The 15,792-nt window shown below is 47.5% G+C and carries 20 protein-coding genes; 1 reads left to right on the top strand and 19 read right to left on the bottom strand.

Annotation, left to right across the window (positions count from 1 at the left end; all coding sequences use genetic code 11):
• The first annotated feature begins 3 nt into the window (after positions 1–3).
• On the top strand, positions 4–1,812 hold the full coding sequence (locus ABV409_RS02510; RefSeq protein WP_353875967.1) for a GNAT family N-acyltransferase: 1,809 nt from the start codon (positions 4–6) through the stop codon (positions 1,810–1,812).
• Here ABV409_RS02510 and ABV409_RS02505 read toward each other — a convergent pair.
• From ABV409_RS02505 to ABV409_RS02415, 19 genes are all read right to left on the bottom strand, one after another.
• Positions 1,805–2,227 (bottom strand): arsenate reductase ArsC, encoded by a 423-nt coding sequence (locus ABV409_RS02505; RefSeq protein WP_353875966.1) that lies wholly within the window; start codon positions 2,225–2,227, stop codon positions 1,805–1,807. The genes ABV409_RS02510 and ABV409_RS02505 overlap by 8 nt on opposite strands.
• A gap of 18 nt (positions 2,228–2,245) precedes the next feature.
• Positions 2,246–2,740 (bottom strand): GNAT family N-acetyltransferase, encoded by a 495-nt coding sequence (locus ABV409_RS02500; RefSeq protein ID WP_353875965.1) that lies wholly within the window; start codon positions 2,738–2,740, stop codon positions 2,246–2,248.
• Between the two features lie 10 nt (positions 2,741–2,750).
• On the bottom strand, positions 2,751–3,239 hold the full coding sequence (locus tag ABV409_RS02495) for a DUF6428 family protein (RefSeq protein ID WP_353875964.1): 489 nt from the start codon (positions 3,237–3,239) through the stop codon (positions 2,751–2,753).
• Between the two features lie 2 nt (positions 3,240–3,241).
• Positions 3,242–3,565 (bottom strand): ArsR/SmtB family transcription factor, encoded by a 324-nt coding sequence (locus ABV409_RS02490; RefSeq protein WP_353875963.1) that lies wholly within the window; start codon positions 3,563–3,565, stop codon positions 3,242–3,244.
• Positions 3,566–3,644: 79 nt separating this feature from the next.
• Positions 3,645–4,070, bottom strand: coding sequence for a TM2 domain-containing protein (locus tag ABV409_RS02485; RefSeq protein WP_353875962.1), 426 nt, complete (start codon positions 4,068–4,070; stop codon positions 3,645–3,647).
• A gap of 54 nt (positions 4,071–4,124) precedes the next feature.
• Entirely contained in the window at positions 4,125–4,511 is a 387-nt protein-coding gene (locus ABV409_RS02480; protein WP_353875961.1) for a VOC family protein, read from the bottom strand.
• A 2-nt stretch (positions 4,512–4,513) separates the two neighbouring features.
• On the bottom strand, positions 4,514–4,969 hold the full coding sequence (locus ABV409_RS02475; protein ID WP_353875960.1) for a DUF1801 domain-containing protein: 456 nt from the start codon (positions 4,967–4,969) through the stop codon (positions 4,514–4,516).
• A 7-nt stretch (positions 4,970–4,976) separates the two neighbouring features.
• A complete protein-coding gene (locus ABV409_RS02470; RefSeq protein ID WP_353875959.1) occupies positions 4,977–5,480 on the bottom strand; it encodes a DUF4199 domain-containing protein in 504 nt (167 codons plus the stop codon).
• 102 nt (positions 5,481–5,582) lie between these two features.
• On the bottom strand, positions 5,583–5,990 hold the full coding sequence (locus ABV409_RS02465) for a response regulator transcription factor (RefSeq protein ID WP_353875958.1): 408 nt from the start codon (positions 5,988–5,990) through the stop codon (positions 5,583–5,585).
• A 6-nt stretch (positions 5,991–5,996) separates the two neighbouring features.
• Positions 5,997–6,932 carry a 2-hydroxyacid dehydrogenase gene (locus tag ABV409_RS02460; protein ID WP_353875957.1) on the bottom strand — a complete coding sequence of 312 codons (936 nt, stop codon included), beginning with the start codon at positions 6,930–6,932 and terminating at the stop codon, positions 5,997–5,999.
• A 92-nt stretch (positions 6,933–7,024) separates the two neighbouring features.
• On the bottom strand, positions 7,025–7,390 hold the full coding sequence (locus ABV409_RS02455; protein ID WP_353875956.1) for a cupin domain-containing protein: 366 nt from the start codon (positions 7,388–7,390) through the stop codon (positions 7,025–7,027).
• 10 nt (positions 7,391–7,400) lie between these two features.
• A complete protein-coding gene (gene mgtE, locus ABV409_RS02450) occupies positions 7,401–8,753 on the bottom strand; it encodes a magnesium transporter (RefSeq protein ID WP_353875955.1) in 1,353 nt (450 codons plus the stop codon).
• Positions 8,740–9,591, bottom strand: a complete 852-nt coding sequence (gene rsmA, locus ABV409_RS02445; protein WP_353875954.1) for a 16S rRNA (adenine(1518)-N(6)/adenine(1519)-N(6))-dimethyltransferase RsmA — start codon at positions 9,589–9,591, stop codon at positions 8,740–8,742. Before rsmA ends, mgtE begins: the two co-directional genes overlap by 14 nt.
• A gap of 21 nt (positions 9,592–9,612) precedes the next feature.
• The gene (locus tag ABV409_RS02440) at positions 9,613–9,945 is read right to left on the bottom strand and encodes a gamma-glutamylcyclotransferase family protein (RefSeq protein ID WP_353875953.1); all 333 of its coding nucleotides are present in this window, start codon (positions 9,943–9,945) and stop codon (positions 9,613–9,615) included.
• Positions 9,942–10,259, bottom strand: coding sequence for a DUF4286 family protein (locus ABV409_RS02435; RefSeq protein ID WP_353875952.1), 318 nt, complete (start codon positions 10,257–10,259; stop codon positions 9,942–9,944). Before ABV409_RS02435 ends, ABV409_RS02440 begins: the two co-directional genes overlap by 4 nt.
• Positions 10,260–10,359: 100 nt before the next feature.
• Positions 10,360–12,147, bottom strand: coding sequence for a tetratricopeptide repeat protein (locus tag ABV409_RS02430; protein ID WP_353875951.1), 1,788 nt, complete (start codon positions 12,145–12,147; stop codon positions 10,360–10,362).
• 57 nt (positions 12,148–12,204) lie between these two features.
• The gene (gene serS / locus ABV409_RS02425; protein WP_353875950.1) at positions 12,205–13,476 is read right to left on the bottom strand and encodes a serine--tRNA ligase; all 1,272 of its coding nucleotides are present in this window, start codon (positions 13,474–13,476) and stop codon (positions 12,205–12,207) included.
• Between the two features lie 46 nt (positions 13,477–13,522).
• Positions 13,523–14,851, bottom strand: a complete 1,329-nt coding sequence (locus ABV409_RS02420; RefSeq protein ID WP_353875949.1) for an HTTM domain-containing protein — start codon at positions 14,849–14,851, stop codon at positions 13,523–13,525.
• A complete protein-coding gene (locus tag ABV409_RS02415) occupies positions 14,838–15,773 on the bottom strand; it encodes a bifunctional riboflavin kinase/FAD synthetase (protein ID WP_353875948.1) in 936 nt (311 codons plus the stop codon). The genes ABV409_RS02420 and ABV409_RS02415 overlap by 14 nt, the downstream gene beginning before the upstream one ends.
• Positions 15,774–15,792: the final 19 nt, after the last annotated feature.

The following is a 15,792-nucleotide window of genomic DNA, read 5'->3' as shown; positions in this document are numbered from 1 at the left end:
CAAATGGGGCTGGTTTCTGCAAAAGAGGTCGCCAAGGTCATCCACTTGGATAAATACGGGATTTTTGGAACCTTCGTCGGCTGGCTGTTGATGAAGATCACCCGCATTTCGACCATGAACAATTTTTACAGCAAGCACAAAGAACTTGCTGCCCCAGAATTCTGCGAAGCGATACTGGATCATTATGAAATCGACTTCGATATGGTCGAGGCCGAATTGAAAAGACTGCCCAAAGACGGTCCGTTTATTACGATTTCGAACCATCCATTGGGTGGTATCGACGGTGTTTTGTTGTTGAAGTTGATGTTGGGCCAACGTGACGATTTTAAGATCATCGCGAACTTTCTACTTCATCGGATCGCCCCTTTGAAACCGTATATCATGCCGGTGAACCCTTTCGAAGGGCATAAGGATGTGAAAAGCAGTGTCAGCGGTTTCAAAAATGCCTTACAACATTTGAAAGATGGCCATCCGTTAGGGGTATTCCCGGCGGGGGAAGTCTCTACCTACAAGGAAGGGAAATTAGTGGTCGACAAACCCTGGGAAGAAGCGGCGCTCAAATTGATCCGCAAATCCGAAGTACCGGTAGTGCCCATTTATTTCCATGCTCGAAACAGTCGCTTGTTTTATCGGCTTTCGAAGATCAGCGATGTATTCCGTACCGCCAAATTGCCTTCCGAATTGACGACACAAAGCCGGCGCCCCATCAAGGTCCGAATCGGGCAACCCATCAGCGTCGCCGCCCAAAAGCAAGAGGAAAGTTTGGAGGATTTCGCCGCGCTCTTGCGACGAAAGACCTATTTGCTGGCGAATGTCTTCGAAAAGGAACGCCTAATTGACAAGGTGCCTACCAGTATCAAGATTCCCAAGGCGCCGAAAAAAATCGCATCGGCCGTGCGCACCGAGGTGCTCGAAGGGGAAATCAAGATTTTACGGGAAAAAGAAGCCCGCTTGTTACAGAGTAAGGACTACGAGGTCTTTTTGGCCCAGGAAAAAGACATGCCTTTCTTGCTGAAGGAAATCGGCAGGCAGCGAGAGATCACTTTTAGGGCCATTGGGGAAGGTACCAACAATGCCATCGACCTTGATGCTTTCGATTCGTACTACCACCATTTGTTTTTGTGGGACAATAAGGAAAAGTCGGTGGTCGGTGCCTACCGAATGGGCTTGGGCAAAGACATATTTAAATCGTTCGGAATCGATGGTTTCTATCTTCAGGATCTCTTTCGTTTCGAGCCTGAACTGTATGGCATGATGGAACAATCCATCGAAATGGGGAGGGCTTATATCATCAGTGAATACCAACAGAAACCCATGCCGCTATTCCTATTGTGGAAAGGAATCGTACATACTACTTTGCGTTTTCCCCAACATAAATACTTGATCGGCGGGGTCAGCATCAGCAACCAATTCTCGAATTTCTCGAAGTCCTTGATGATCGAGTTTATGAAATCGAACTACTGGGATCCTTATGTCGCCCAATACATCCGTCCCAAAAAAGAATTCAAGGTACAGCTCAAAGATGCCGATAAGGAATTCATTTTCGATGAGACCCAAGCGGATTTGAACAAGTTCGACAGGTTGATCGATGAGGTCGAACCGGGCAGTCTGAGGCTTCCGGTATTGATCAAAAAATACATCAAGCAGAACGCCAAGGTCGTCGCTTTCAATGTCGACCCTTTATTCAACAACTCGGTGGATGGGTTGATGTACATCAAAATCGCCGATTTGCCTGAAAGTACGGTGAAACCCGTCATGGAGGAATTCCAGGCCGAGTTGGAACGAAAAATGTCCGATCAAGCGCCTAGTTGACCAACTCTTCTTTTACAAAGGTCTCACAAAACTCCTTGATCTCGTTGCGGGTTTTCAAAAAGGCATCGTGTTTCACCGTTTCGGTACCCTGGACTTTTGAAGGGTCGAAAAAATTATGGTGCAACCGCTGCGCGTTTTCAGCCGGAATGAACGGACAGTTTTCCTTAGCGTGGTCACAGACGGTAATGATGTAATCCCAAGAAATACCTTCATACTCATCGACGTGATTCGATGTATGGTTCGAAATGTCTACGCCGTCTTCTTTCATGATGGCGACTGCTCCGGGGTTTAGGCCGTGGGTTTCTATACCTGCACTGTATATATGGGCAAGCTCTGCTTGATAATAGTTCAAATAACCATGGGCCATTTGACTTCGGCAAGAATTGCCCGTACAAAGTACCAATACGTTTTTCATTCTTTTGATAGGTTATGGTTAATCAATTCCGACGGTTTGGCTGCGGCGTTCGAAGAGCAGATTGTCTTTCCAGATCCCTTCATGCGTTTTGCCTACCCGTTCCCTTTTTCCTAAAAACCGAAAACCGACCTTCTCATGTAATTTGATACTGGCCTCATTTTCGGGGAATATCCCCGATTGCAACGTCCAATAGCCTTGGGCTTCGCTCGCCGCGATCAGCTGATGCATCAAGGTTTTACCTACGCCTTTGCCCCTGGCTTCGGGAGTGATATACACACTGACTTCGGCCACACCTCCGTACACACAGCGACTACTGACCGGTGATAAGGCCGCCCAGCCCCAAAGGCCGTCGTTATGTTCGGCAACTAGACGACAGCTGTCGATGTGGGCGGCATCCCAATCCGCAAAGGAAGGAACCTTGGTTTCAAAGGTGGCGCATCCGGTGGCGATGCCCGCTTTATAGATTTCGGCCACTTCGTCCCAATCCGCCGCTTTCATTTCCCTGATGATCATCGGTGCTGGTTTAACAACATCCGCTTCCCGGGGCACAGCTCGACTCGGCACCAACGACTGCGGGTTCCGGAACCCCACAGGTTTCCTTGGCCTTGCAGTCGGTTTTCTTCGCGACAAGTTTAATGATAATCTTGTCATCGTTGTATACGTAATCGTTAACAAATAGTTGCGCAGTGTGAAATCCGGCATTGCTGTATTCGAATTTCACTTCGGTGTCTTGTACCAAAGGTTTGATCCGATCAACTTTGTTCAAGATGCCCAAGGCTTTAAAGGCCTTCATGAACTCGGTTTTGTCTTGTTCTTGTGGACTCTCCCAAAGTTGGATGACGGTTTCTTTCCAAAAATCGGTTCCCGCGCCGCAATCAACGGAGTCGATGGTCACGTTTTTGACTTCGGTAATGTGGTAATTGGCCCCGACGAATAGGCCGGGCAAGTATTCGAACAACAACGCCTTGTTCTTATGCTCGTTCAATAGACTTAAAAATTCGTGTGTTTGCATGATCAACAACAATTTTGGTGAATGGTCGAAAAAAAGCTGTTGAACCGTTCTTGGAGTTCCAGCCATTTTTCGCGGTTTATACAATAACAGAGGTTCTTGCCTTCGAAGTTCCCTTCGAGCAGGCCTAGTTTTTTGATTTCATTGAGGTGTTGCGAAATCGTGGGTTGGGCCAATCCGATCACATCGACCAGGTCGGTGCAGATACAGCGGTCTTGTTTGCTGATATATTCTAGGATGGCGATACGTGCCGGGTGCGCCATGACTTTGGCGATGGTGGCCAATTCGTTTTGCCGATCTGTGAACATGTGGGTTTTGGTGACGCCCATAACTTATTTTATATTGCAATATTACGATGATATATTGAAATAAAAAAGACCACAGTGTTTTTTTGTGGTCTTTTTGTGTTTAGAACCAAGGTTTTTTGCCTACTTGGTATGTATTGTAGAACTCCTCATCCGACTTGGTCAGATAAATGATGCCTTCGATCAAACCGATGACCCAAACGACCCATCCTGCGATACCACAGGTAATGACCCCTAAGATCACGGTGGCGACGAGCATGATGATGCCTTCTTTGGTGTATCCAAGAATGAACTTGTGGATTCCGAAACCACCCAAAACGATGGCCAAAATACCGGCCAAAATTTTCTTGTTGTCCGTATTCAGGGTGTCTTTGACACCTTCACTGAATTCCTTGGCGGTTTCTTTGGCACCCTCGGCGAATTCGCTGGCCGCTTCTTTGGCGTCTCCTGCTGCATCTTTGGCCGCATCCTTGGCTTTGTCAAAGGCTTCTTCGGCCTTATCACCTAAATCTTTTTTTTCTTCAGACATGGTTATTCTAATTTGTTGGTTGAACAGCCTTCAATGTACTAATTATTTCGATAGCTAGAGAAAAGCTTTATCAACAGGTTCCCAAAGTTCCAATTTGTTGCCTTCGGGGTCTAGGATCCAACCGAACTTACCGTAATCATAGGTTTCCATTTCACCGACTACGGTGACCCCTTCTTTTTTAAGGACCTCAAGCAGCGCTTCGAGGTTTTCGACCCTGAAGTTCATCATGAACTGTTTTTCACTAGGCTTGAAATAGGTGGTGTCTTCCTTGAACGGGCTCCATTGGGTCGAACAATCGTTGCCGTCCTTATCTTTCCACCAAAAGGTCCAGCCGTATTGATCGGTAGGGATACCCAAATGTTGTTTGTACCAAGTTTTGATATGATCGGGGTCTTTGGTCTTGAAAAAAAAGCCTCCCAATCCGGTTACGCGTTTATCCATTGTTATCGTTTTATGTTTTTTTCATACAGTGCGACCCATTGTTCCGGGGTCATTTTCTGGCAGAGTTCCCCGATCAATCCATACGGGATGGTATCCAGATTCTTGAACCGGATGCAACTTTTGCCCATATCCAATTTGGTCTTAACGTGCTTGGGGTATGCTGCCACGAACCAATCCAATAGGGCCTTATCGGCATAAACACCCGAGTGGTAGAGCGCTATGAAGTTCTTCTGTGAAGCGATATTGATAAAGGGCAAGGGTAGTTTGGGGTCGCAGTGGTACCCGGCTGGATATGCCGAATGCGGCACGTAAAAGGCGATCATCTTGTAGCCAATCCCTTCTTCAAATCCTTCGGGAAGGTTTTCTTTCACCGTATCCTTTAATTTGGTTATCGCCGCTTTTCGCTCTTCGGGCACTTTTGAAATGTACTCCGCTACGGTTTTTGCATCTATGGTCATGGGCTTCTTATTTACGTTGTAAGATCAATGCGGAAATCAGTGAAATGATGAAGCCGATAATGAACACGGTAAAGGCCATTAACAAAAATGAGAATAGCGGGTTGGAAAATACCTCGCGTTGCCCTTCGATTTCTGCGGCTTTTGCCTCGAACTCCGCAGGGGGTACGGTCTGACGAAGGTCTTCGATCATCCGGTCGTAATATTCCGTTGTAAAATCGGGGTTCAAGATCTTGACATAAATGATATCCAACATGCCAAAGGCCAAGGCAACGATCAGGGTAATCAAAATTCCGATGGTCAATGCTTTTCGAAATGGGATGACACCATCGTTTTCGTTGTCACGAAAGTGTTTGATGCCAAAGAATACAAACCCGAGTGAAACCACGATACCGATATAGCCGATGATTTCCTGCGAGCTGTAGTCGAGGTTGGGTATGAACCAACTTAGCAAGAACAAGGCGCAAATGGTCACCGCCCCGTAAATTCCGAATCTCCATACTGTTTTTTTCATAAGGTTTGATTTATCGTTAGGTGTCAAAATTAGGTCCGAAGTCCATTTTCGGACTCATACGAAAGTACCAAATGCCTAGTACTTAAGTGCTAAAATAGCTGATTATAAGATTTTTAGCTCCTTGGCCTTTTGGATGGCCTGTGTCCTTCGCTTACAATCGAGTTTGACCAAAACGTTTGACACATGGGTCTTGATCGTACTTTCGGAAAGGAACAGGCTGTCTGCGATTTCCTTGTTCGATTGGCCTTTGGCCATATGCTGTAGTACTTCGTATTCCCGTTTACTCAAACCGAGGGCCTCGATTTTATTTTCATCGATGGTATCATCCCCATCCTTTTTCCGCAAACTTCGCTTGTTGAGGTACATCCCCAATAACAAAAATGTGACGGCGATAAGCGCGATAATGGTTTCCATGGCCATATCGCCTGATGCATAGGTGTATTTGCTGACTTGGAAGAGGGCCAGTATGGCAATGATCAAAGAAGAAAAGATGAAAACCGTTTTCTTCATCTTTTGCTATTCCGTAAAATGTCCTTTTACCTTATCCACGATGGTCTGCGCCAGCTTTTCTTTACTCTCGACCGTCCAGCCCGCCACATGGGGCGACAGTAGCACGTTTTTTGCCTTCTTAAGGTACTTAAAGGGTTTCGGTTTGTTGGTAAACCAGTCTTCGAATGACTTTTTCTCGTACTCGAGTACATCAAGTCCGGCTCCAAGTATTTTCCCTGATTTTAAGGCGGCGACCAATGCTTTGGTATTGACGCATTTTCCGCGGGCCGTATTCAAAAGCCAAAACGGTTTTTTGAATTCATTGATGAATTCCAAATTGATCATTCCTTCGCTCAATGGCGTTTGCGGTACATGCAAACTGACCACATCGGATCGTTGTTGGAACTCCATGATACCCACCTGCCGGGCGTTTTCATCACCCACACCACCAACGATATCATAACAAATGATCTCCACATCAAAGCCGCGCAGTTTTTTGGCGAAGGCCTTGCCCATATTGCCGTAGCCGATAATCCCGACGGTTTTGCCGTCCAATTCGCTGCCACGATTACCCTCACGATCCCAGATGCCTTTTTTGACTTCGCGATTGGCCTTGGGCAATTGGTTCAGCAAGGAAAGCAACATTCCCAGGTTATGTTCGGCCACCGCGTTCCGATTTCCCTCAGGTGCCGAGGCCATAAAGATGCCCTTTTCACGGGCGTACTTGACATCTATATTTTCCAATCCGGCACCGACACGTCCAATAAATTTGAGCTTAGTGGCCCGGTCTAAAAAAGGGGCGTCAATGGTAAACCGACTCCGGATGATGATGCCGTCGTAATGTTGGATCTTTTCTTCGATGACCGATTTGGGTGCGGTATAGTCTTCGTGGTTTTCGTACCCCAACTTTTCGAATTCATCGAGCAACAGGGGGTGGTTGGTATCTAAGTGGAGTACTTTCATTGAAAAGGCGTATGGTCGCAATTTACGATTTAGATCGTATTGGAACCTAATGGACGGTGCGCGGTTCGGTCGTACAAACCGAACGGACTGTTTTAAATTGCAGGGTAGTGGGTCTTGGTTTTTTCATGGGTAACCCCGCCGGTGTGGGCCGTACTCAATTTTTCGAACAGCAGTACGTGAACTTCTTCGCCTTCTTTGGTTTTCGGGTTGTGCTCCACGCCTTTGGGCACGACGATCAATTCGCCTTCATTGACGATTTCGGTGCGCTCCCTGAACTGCATGTACAAGGTGCCCTTGATTACCTGAAAAAGTTCGTCTTCATGCTCATGGGCATGCCAGACGAATTCGCCCTGTAGTTTGGCCAACAACACTTGCATATCATCGACTACAGCGATTTGATGTGGATGCCATTGTTCGGTGAACTCGGCATGTTTCGCTTTGATGTTTATCGCTTTCATGGAATGGTCTTTAAATGCCTAAAATCAGTTTCGCGATCCAGAAGTAAATGAGTATTCCGAAAATATCGTTGCTGGTCGTAATGAACGGTCCGGTGGCTATGGCCGGGTCGATGCCCCGTTTATCGAGGAAGAGCGGTATGAAGGTGCCGATGATACCGGCAATGATGATCACAGCCACCAACGAAGCCGAAATGGCCAAGGCAATGGCAAAATCATTTTTCCAGATCCAAGTGAACAATAAGAGAATGGCCGCCAATATCAAACCGTTCAATAAGGCCAACAACATTTCTTTCCAAAGCCGGTTGGCGATACTGCCCTTGAGGTCGTCATTGGCGAGGCCTTGAACGATGATCGCACTCGATTGCACCCCGACGTTACCGGCCATGGCCGCAATCAAGGGAGTAAAAAATAGGATTTCGGGGGCCTTTTCGACAATGGTCTCAAAGCTTCCCATGATGAGGGCGGCCCCAAGACCACCGAACAGCCCTAGGATCAGCCATGGTAACCGTGCTCGGGTCAATTCCCAAATGCTGTCATCGGCTTCGACATCCTGTGAAATACCGGCCGCCAACTGATAGTCCTTATCGGCCTCTTCCCGAATCACATCCACGATATCGTCAATGGTGATCCGCCCGACCAACCTGCCGATCTCATCAACGACGGGTATGGCCTCCAAATCGTATTTCGACATGATTTTGGCCACTTCTTCGGGATCTTCGTTGACATTGACATAATCGACCTTTGCAATATAGACGTCTTTGATATGGGTCTTGGTCGAAGTGGTCAACAGGTCTTTGAGCGATAGCCGACCCTTCAATTTGTCTTCGTCATCTACGACATAGATCGAATGTACCCGGGTCACGTTTTCGGCCTGGGCACGCATTTCCTTCACGCAAGTCAAGACGTTCCAGTTCTCGTTCACCTTGACCAACTCTTTGGCCATGAGGCCCCCTGCCGAATCTTCATCATAACGAAGCAGTTCGACGATGTCTTTCGCATGTTCGCGATCTTCGATTTCCGAGATGACCTCTTGCACGATCTCATCGGGCAGCTCCCCTACGATATCGGCAGCATCGTCACTGTCGAGTTCTTCGAGCTCTCCTGCGATCTCTTTGGCCGAAAGGTTGTTCAATACCGCTTCACGCATATCCTCGTCCAATTCGGTAAGGACATCGGATGTCTTTTCGCTATCGAGCAGTTTGATGATATAGGTGGCCTCCTCCTCTTCCAATTCATTGGCGATCTCGGCCACATCGGCATAATGGAATTCCTTCATCATGCGACGCAACTCGGCATCTTTTTGATCGGTGATCAAAAGCTGGATGTTTTCTACCAGTTCATCGGTGAGTTTAAATGGCGTCATCTTCAATTCGCTTTGTCAAGCTTATAAATTCGGCAACGGACAGTTGTTCCGCGCGTCGGTCAAATATAGCATCTTCTTTAAGATTTTCGGAAAGCCCGAACGGCTTCAATCCGTTGCGTATGGTTTTGCGCCTTTGGTTGAACACCGCTTTGACCACTTTGACGAATAGCCGTTCATCACAGGCCAATCGTTGCTGTGGTTTGCGGATCAGGCGCAGCACCCCTGATTGTACTTTGGGAGGGGGGTTGAATACCTGCGGGTGCACCGTAAATAGATATTCGGCCTCGTAAAAGGCTTGTACCAAAACCGATAGGATCCCATAGCGCTTATTGCCTTCTTTTTCACAAATGCGTTGTGCGACCTCTTTTTGGAACATACCCGTAAACTCTGGAACGCGATCGCGCATTTCAAGCATTTTGAACACGATTTGGCTGGAGATGTTGTAGGGGAAATTACCGGTAATCGCGAAGGGTTCATCACCAAAAAGGAGGTAGTTGTCGAATTTCAGGAAATCGGCTTCAATGACCCGGAACCGATCCTGTGACCCTACGAGTTTTGGATGTTCAAGGGGAAAGGAATGGTTGAGGTAAACGATTGATTCCTCATCCACATCCATGGCGACCAAATCGATATCCTTCTGTAAGAGGTATTTGGTCAATACCCCGGTTCCCGGTCCGATTTCAAGCACGTTGGAATACCCCTCCAAGGTGAGGGTGTCCGCAATTTTCTTTGCAATATTCTCGTCGGTGAGGAAATGCTGGCCAAGGTATTTTTTTGCCTTGACGGTGTGGTTGCGCTCGAGTGGCGCCTCATCCTTTTTTCTACCGTTCTTTGGCATTGGCAGGAGTTTGGATGCAAGTTACTCAGAAAGGCCGAAAGTGGCGATATATACCCACGCCTTTGTTCGCGGATTCACCGATACCATTATTCGTTTATAGGCCTGGGTCTCATACACGTCGGCATTGAACAGTTCAAGGTTCGATACCCGCATGAGTAAGCCGGTAACGAAAGCTTCGGCATTACCGCTGGGTTCGATGGTCGGATACTGATCCATGACCTTTTCTTCCGCAATGCGGTACCCTTTGAGCTTGGCCTCCTTGCTTTTCGGTTTCCTCCCGAAAACACGAAGCTGCACGACTTCGTCTTGCAAGGTACCGTAGGTGAAAAGATATTGGGTGTATTTTGCTCTCAAATACGCTGTTCGCTAATTAGTTCAAGTTCGGTTCGAAAGGCAACGAATCGGTTAGCGAATCGACGGTTTCCATCAGCGCGCATCGCCTCGGAATCTTCTTGATAGTAGCGTTCCAATGTGGCGCGATCTTTCACGCGGTATTGGATGGAATAGGTAAGCCCCCCCACTTCCTCATCCGAAAGGACTTTGGTCAGTTTGGCTTCGGTGAATTTTCCGGTCGCCAACATATCGGGAATATGCTTGTGCTGCATCCATTCCAGCCATTCATCGTGAACCGCGTCGTCGATGTTAATGGTTACGTTGTAAATGATCATTGAAAGTCGGTTTAGCTTTCAAAAATAAGAACACTTCGATTCATTAACCTGCTAATGCTGGGGGAGGGAAATCACTAGGGTCGTTACCCAATATTACCAATTAATTGACAAAATCGCCACGCAGGGCCCGAAAATTTTTGCGGGCTTCAGGAAAATAATAGCTGTCTTGGTAATTATAGATGATCTTTTCGTAATGCACCTGCGCTTTTTCGGGTTCATCAAAGACGGTCCTATACAATTCGCCTAGGGCGAAATGGGCGTCATCGGCCAGGATTCCGTCTGGATAGAACTCGACGATTTTTTGGTAGTTCACTCGTGCCTTTTCGTAGTTTCCTTGGTCTTCCAAAAGGGTGCCTTGCCGAAGTAGGGTCTCATCTTCGATGGTCTCCCCTTTGTGCAGCTCCAATATTTCTTCGAAAGCGGTGATGGCCTGGTCGTTTTTTTGCTGATACGCCAAAAAATCGGCACGGGCATACTTTTTTAACGCGGTCTGGGTCGAATCTTCCAAAGAGTTGTCCGAGATCAACAAACTCAATTGCATGGCATCGTTGGCGATCAATTGCGAGGTCGACCCACGAAGCACTTTCAACTGCGTTAACGACCAATCGAAATCACCCTTGTAAAAACTGGTCTGGGCGACTTTGAACCGGGCATCCTGTCCTAGCACATCGTTTTTGAGGCTTTTTTGGATCTGGGTAAAATAAATCAGGGCTTCATTGAACTTTCGGTCGAAAACCAGGATGTCGCCCAAGGCCAGTTTCAAATAAGCCTTGGCATACCGACTGAGGGGTAACTGAAGGCCTTGTTTCAGCATGGCCACGGCCGGCTCCGGGTTTTCCAAGGTAAAGGTCAGGAAATTGGCATATGCGATCTGTAATTGCAAGGTATTGCTTTGGTACCCATAAGCTTCGATCAGTTTGCCATACCGCTTGTCTATGGCATCGTATCCTTTTTTATCGGTTGCGTCCAAGTCGATTTCGATCAATCGCAGTTCGGCGTTCAATCGGGCCACGGGCTCCTTGGCGTTGGCGACCAAAAATCCGAATACTTTCGAGGCGGTGTCGTTCGCTTTATTTTCAAGACAGATATCCCCCAGGTTTTCCAATCGTCCTGAAGAACTGCCTTCGGTACGTTTGAAAATCGCTTTCTCCTGCGCAAAGGCACTGCCATATTGTTTTTGTTGGATAAAAAGCCAACTCAAAAGTTCATTCCACAACAGGTCGGGGTTCTTCTGGGCATTTTGCAATAGGATTCTCCGCAGTTTGATGTTGTTCGCATTATCGGGTCGATCGGTAATGAAATCCTCGATATTGCGCAACACGTTGGATCGTGAAGATTTGCCTTCCGAAATCAGGGTCAGGTAGGAGGCGTACATTTTTTCGATCTCACCCTGTTCCCCGTAAATACGGGCCAACTGAAAATTGTAATTCAATTCGGGTTTTAGGAACATCGCTTTGGTATAGGCCCGAACCGCTTCGTCAAGCAGGGCGTATTTTTGGAAGCGATACCCCACGGCATACCCGAAGTTCGGGTTTTCCTCGATTTTGGCAATGGCCCTGTCGTAGTATTCTTGGGCGCGTTCCGCTTCGTTTTGTATGGTGTAGTTATACCCCAACTCGATCAAGAAGGTCGGAAAGGCATAAGACTCGCCTACTTTTTTCAAAAGAAAGGACTCCGCATCGGTATAGCGCTCCAATTGTTGGTAGCAGGCGACCAGGGCTTCTGCATAGTCCGTTCGCCTCGGGTTTTGTTCCACCAGCTTTTCATAGAAAACGACGGCTTTTTCGAAGGCCCCGTCGCTGAAATACTGTTTCGCCAAAAAATCATCTTGGGCCGAAACCCGGCCAATACCCAATACGATGAAAATGGAAAGCAAAAAAATGCGCACGGTCTAAAGATAACGGAGAATGCCCTCCTTTTATGTTAACCGATTCTGAAAATCACCTTAATCGATCTTATCGAAGCCGCAATAGGGTACCAGCACATCCGGAATCGCTATCCCGGTTTCGGTTTGGTAGTTTTCAAGGATGCCGGCAAGTACCCTGGGTAGGGCCAGTGAACTTCCGTTCAACGTATGCGCCAATTGGGTCTTACCCTCGTCATCTTTAAAACGCAGTTTCAGGCGGTTGGCTTGAAAGGTTTCGAAATTCGAAACGGAACTAATCTCCAACCAACGATCCTGGGCCGTTGAAAAGACCTCGAAATCAAAGGTCAAGGCCGAGGTGAAGCCTAAATCGCCCCCGCAAAGCCTTAGGATCCTGAACGGAAGTTTCAATTCACGCAAGATCCCTTTGACATGTTCGACCATGGCGTTGAGGGCCTCATAGGAATTTTCAGGCCGTTCGACCCGTACGATCTCGACCTTGTCGAATTGATGCAGTCGGTTCAACCCGCGAACATGTGCTCCATAGCTGCCGGCTTCCCTTCGAAAACACGGGGTGTAACCGGTCAATTTGATCGGAAAATCCTCTTTTTTAACGATACTGTTCCTGAAGATGTTCGTTATCGGTACTTCGGCGGTCGGGATCAGATACAGGTTATCGTCCTGTACGTGGTACATTTGCCCTTCCTTATCGGGCAATTGCCCGGTTCCGTAGCCGGAAGCTTCGTTGACCAAATGCGGCACCTGGATCTCGGTGTAGCCCGCTTCGGTATTCTTATCCAAAAAATAGGCGATCAATGCCCGCTGCAATCGGGCCCCTTTGCCCTTATATACCGGAAATCCAGCTCCGCTGATCTTAACGCCCAATTCAAAATCGATCAAGTCGTATTTCTTGGCCAACTCCCAGTGGGGTAGGGCCGCTGCGCTGAGTTCGGGAATAGTACCTTCTTTGAAAACCTCTTCATTGTCTTCGTCCGAATTGCCTGCCGGAACGGATTCGTCAGGAACGTTGGGGATTTGGTACAGCGCTTCGGTCAACTCAGCCGATACCTGTTGCAATCGTTCGGAAAGCACCTTTGAACGCTCTTTCAAATCAGCGGTCTTCGCCTTCATTGCATTGGCTTCTTCCGCTTTTCCACTTTTGAAAAGCATACCGATCTCTTTCGAGAGCTTGTTCGATTCCGCTAGGGTATTGTCCAATTCGGTTTGGGTCGCCCTACGTTGTCCATCGAGATCGAGGACGGTATCGAAAAGGGTCGCGGCATCAAGGTTCCGTTTTTCCAAGGCCTTGATGTAAGCGTCTTTATGTTCGCGGATTTTATGGAGTTGCAACATGGCTTCGGTTTTGCAGGGCAAATTTAAGCCTTTGCCCCATTGTAGACTAGTCTTCTTCGGTTTCTCTGGGCAAAATCCACTCGTTATGTGAAAAATGCTTCCATGGTACCGCTGCGAGATCGACCTCGGGATCGATAAAGGTGTAATACGGGCTACCGTTCACCTTGGCCCTTGAGGTGACATAGACACTGACTTCGATTCCTTTTTCGGCGTATTCGCTTTTCAAGCGTTGTGCGAATTGCCAAGCAAAGTCAGGGTAGGCACCGACTTTTCGCCGTTGTTTTTTGGTCAGGTAATCGTCTAGATCGATGAAGGACTCCTCTTTGGTCGCCTTGTTGACGACCCGATATTTGATGATTCCCGTTCGGCTGCGCAACATCATTCGCCAGCTCAAACGGTGGCCCTCTTCGGTCCACAGCACATCATCCTTGAAGGTGTGGTGCCTAAGGGGCAAGAAGAGCTGGACCAAAAAATAGAGCGAAAGTGCCCCGAGCAATATTGGTGCCCTTTTTGGTTGATCGCCAGCATCCGGGATTTCGGGATCTTTCCTTTTCAAAAATAGGTTTCGAATGGTCTGTGGATCGAAAAAGAACACACAAAATGCCAATGAGAGGTAGGGAAATATGCCGATCCGGAACACAAAACTGTTGAACAGATGGAAGAAGATGGAGAGTATGAAGAATAGCTTGCGGGTCGGTTTCCACAATAAACCCGGAACGACAAGGAAGTCGAATAGAATCCCAAAAACGGCCACGATTTTATGGACCCATTTTTGTTGGATGAATTCCCCGATAACCGCATAGTCCTTTTTGCTGCGCATCAGTATTTCGATGATACTGAAATCGAGCCAGTCACCATACCACTTCGCAATGGAAGCATAGGTATACACGATGAACAATTGCAAAATGATGATCCATCGAAAATAGTTGTACATGTGGGTGCGACGAAACCCTGGCCTTAACTTGGCATCGACCGATACATCACGATGGGCCGGCATGAACCCCATGATAAAAGCCAAAAGCATCAACAAATAATAGTGGTTGTTGTAGGAGGTCTTCTGCATCAAATAGGCGCCTGCCCACATAAAGGCGAATCCGAAAGCGGCGAAACGGTACCGATAGCCGATGGTAATCATGATCCCCAAAACCCCCATGACCGCAAAATAGCCGTACATGCCATTGCCGGGCAAGGGTTGCAACCATTCAAAACCGATGAACGAAAAGGTGAATTGAGGTTCGATAAGTGTGCGGCGTACCCAGCCTGTACCTATCGCACCGAAGCATTCAGCACAGACCAATAGGCCGTAAAAAACCCGAAAGACCACCAGTTGGGCGTTGTCTATGGGTTTGAAAAGAAAGGCTTTAATACCGTTCATCGCTTATGAGGTTCATTGAGGTCGCTTGGTCTTTCCGGAGTTGTTCGCGTAGGGCCTCCAAAGAATCGAACTTTCGCTCATCGCGTATTTTTTTGATCAAACGTACCTGTACCTTGGTGTCGTAAAGGTCTTGGTCGATATCGAAATAGTGCACTTCGATGCTCCGCTTATCACCAGCTACGGTCGGGTTTAGTCCGATGTTCATCATGCCGTTGACAACTTGTCCGTCAATCTCGCTCCGCACCACATAGACCCCGTTTTGCGGTATCAATTTATGTTGTTCGGCAATATATAGATTCGCAGTTGGAAAACCGATTTGTTTGCCCAGTCCTTTGCCACGGGTTATCGTGCCATTGAGCATATAGGTATATCCTAAATAGGTGTTGGCGACGTCGACCCTGCCGTCCATTAGGGCATTCCTGATTTTGGTGGAACTGATCGAAACCTCGTCGATTTCTTGGGCCGGTATTTCCTCCACTTCGAAATCGAAGGTGGTTCCGAAATTTCGAAGCTCATGGATGCTGGCATTTCGGTTGCGACCAAAACGATGGTCGTATCCGATGATCACCTTCTTGACCTTGAGTTGGTTGACGAGATTATCGCGTACGAATTCCATAGCCGATAGTCTTGAAAACTCTTTGGTGAAAGGATGTACGATCAGATAATCAATGCCCAGATCGGCCAAAATGGCTTTTTTTTCCTCAAGGGTGTTCAAGAGTTTGATATCGGCATCTTTTTGCAATACCATTCTCGGATGGGGGAAAAAAGTGAGCACTGCGGAGCGCAATCCCATGGTTTTGGCACTGTTTATGAGGCGTTTTAATATGCTTTGATGGCCGATATGTACCCCATCGAAAGTTCCGATGGTCATGACCGTCGGCAGCGTTGAATTGAATTGGGAAATCCCTTGGATTGTTTCCACTAAGTAAAAAAATAAAAGG

It is taken from the genome of Flagellimonas algarum (genome assembly GCF_040513375.1).
GTDB classification, from domain to species: Bacteria; Bacteroidota; Bacteroidia; order Flavobacteriales; family Flavobacteriaceae; genus Flagellimonas_B; species Flagellimonas_B algarum.
The sequence above is the reverse complement of the archived record's forward strand: the minus strand, read 5'-3'. Positions and strand labels throughout refer to the sequence as shown.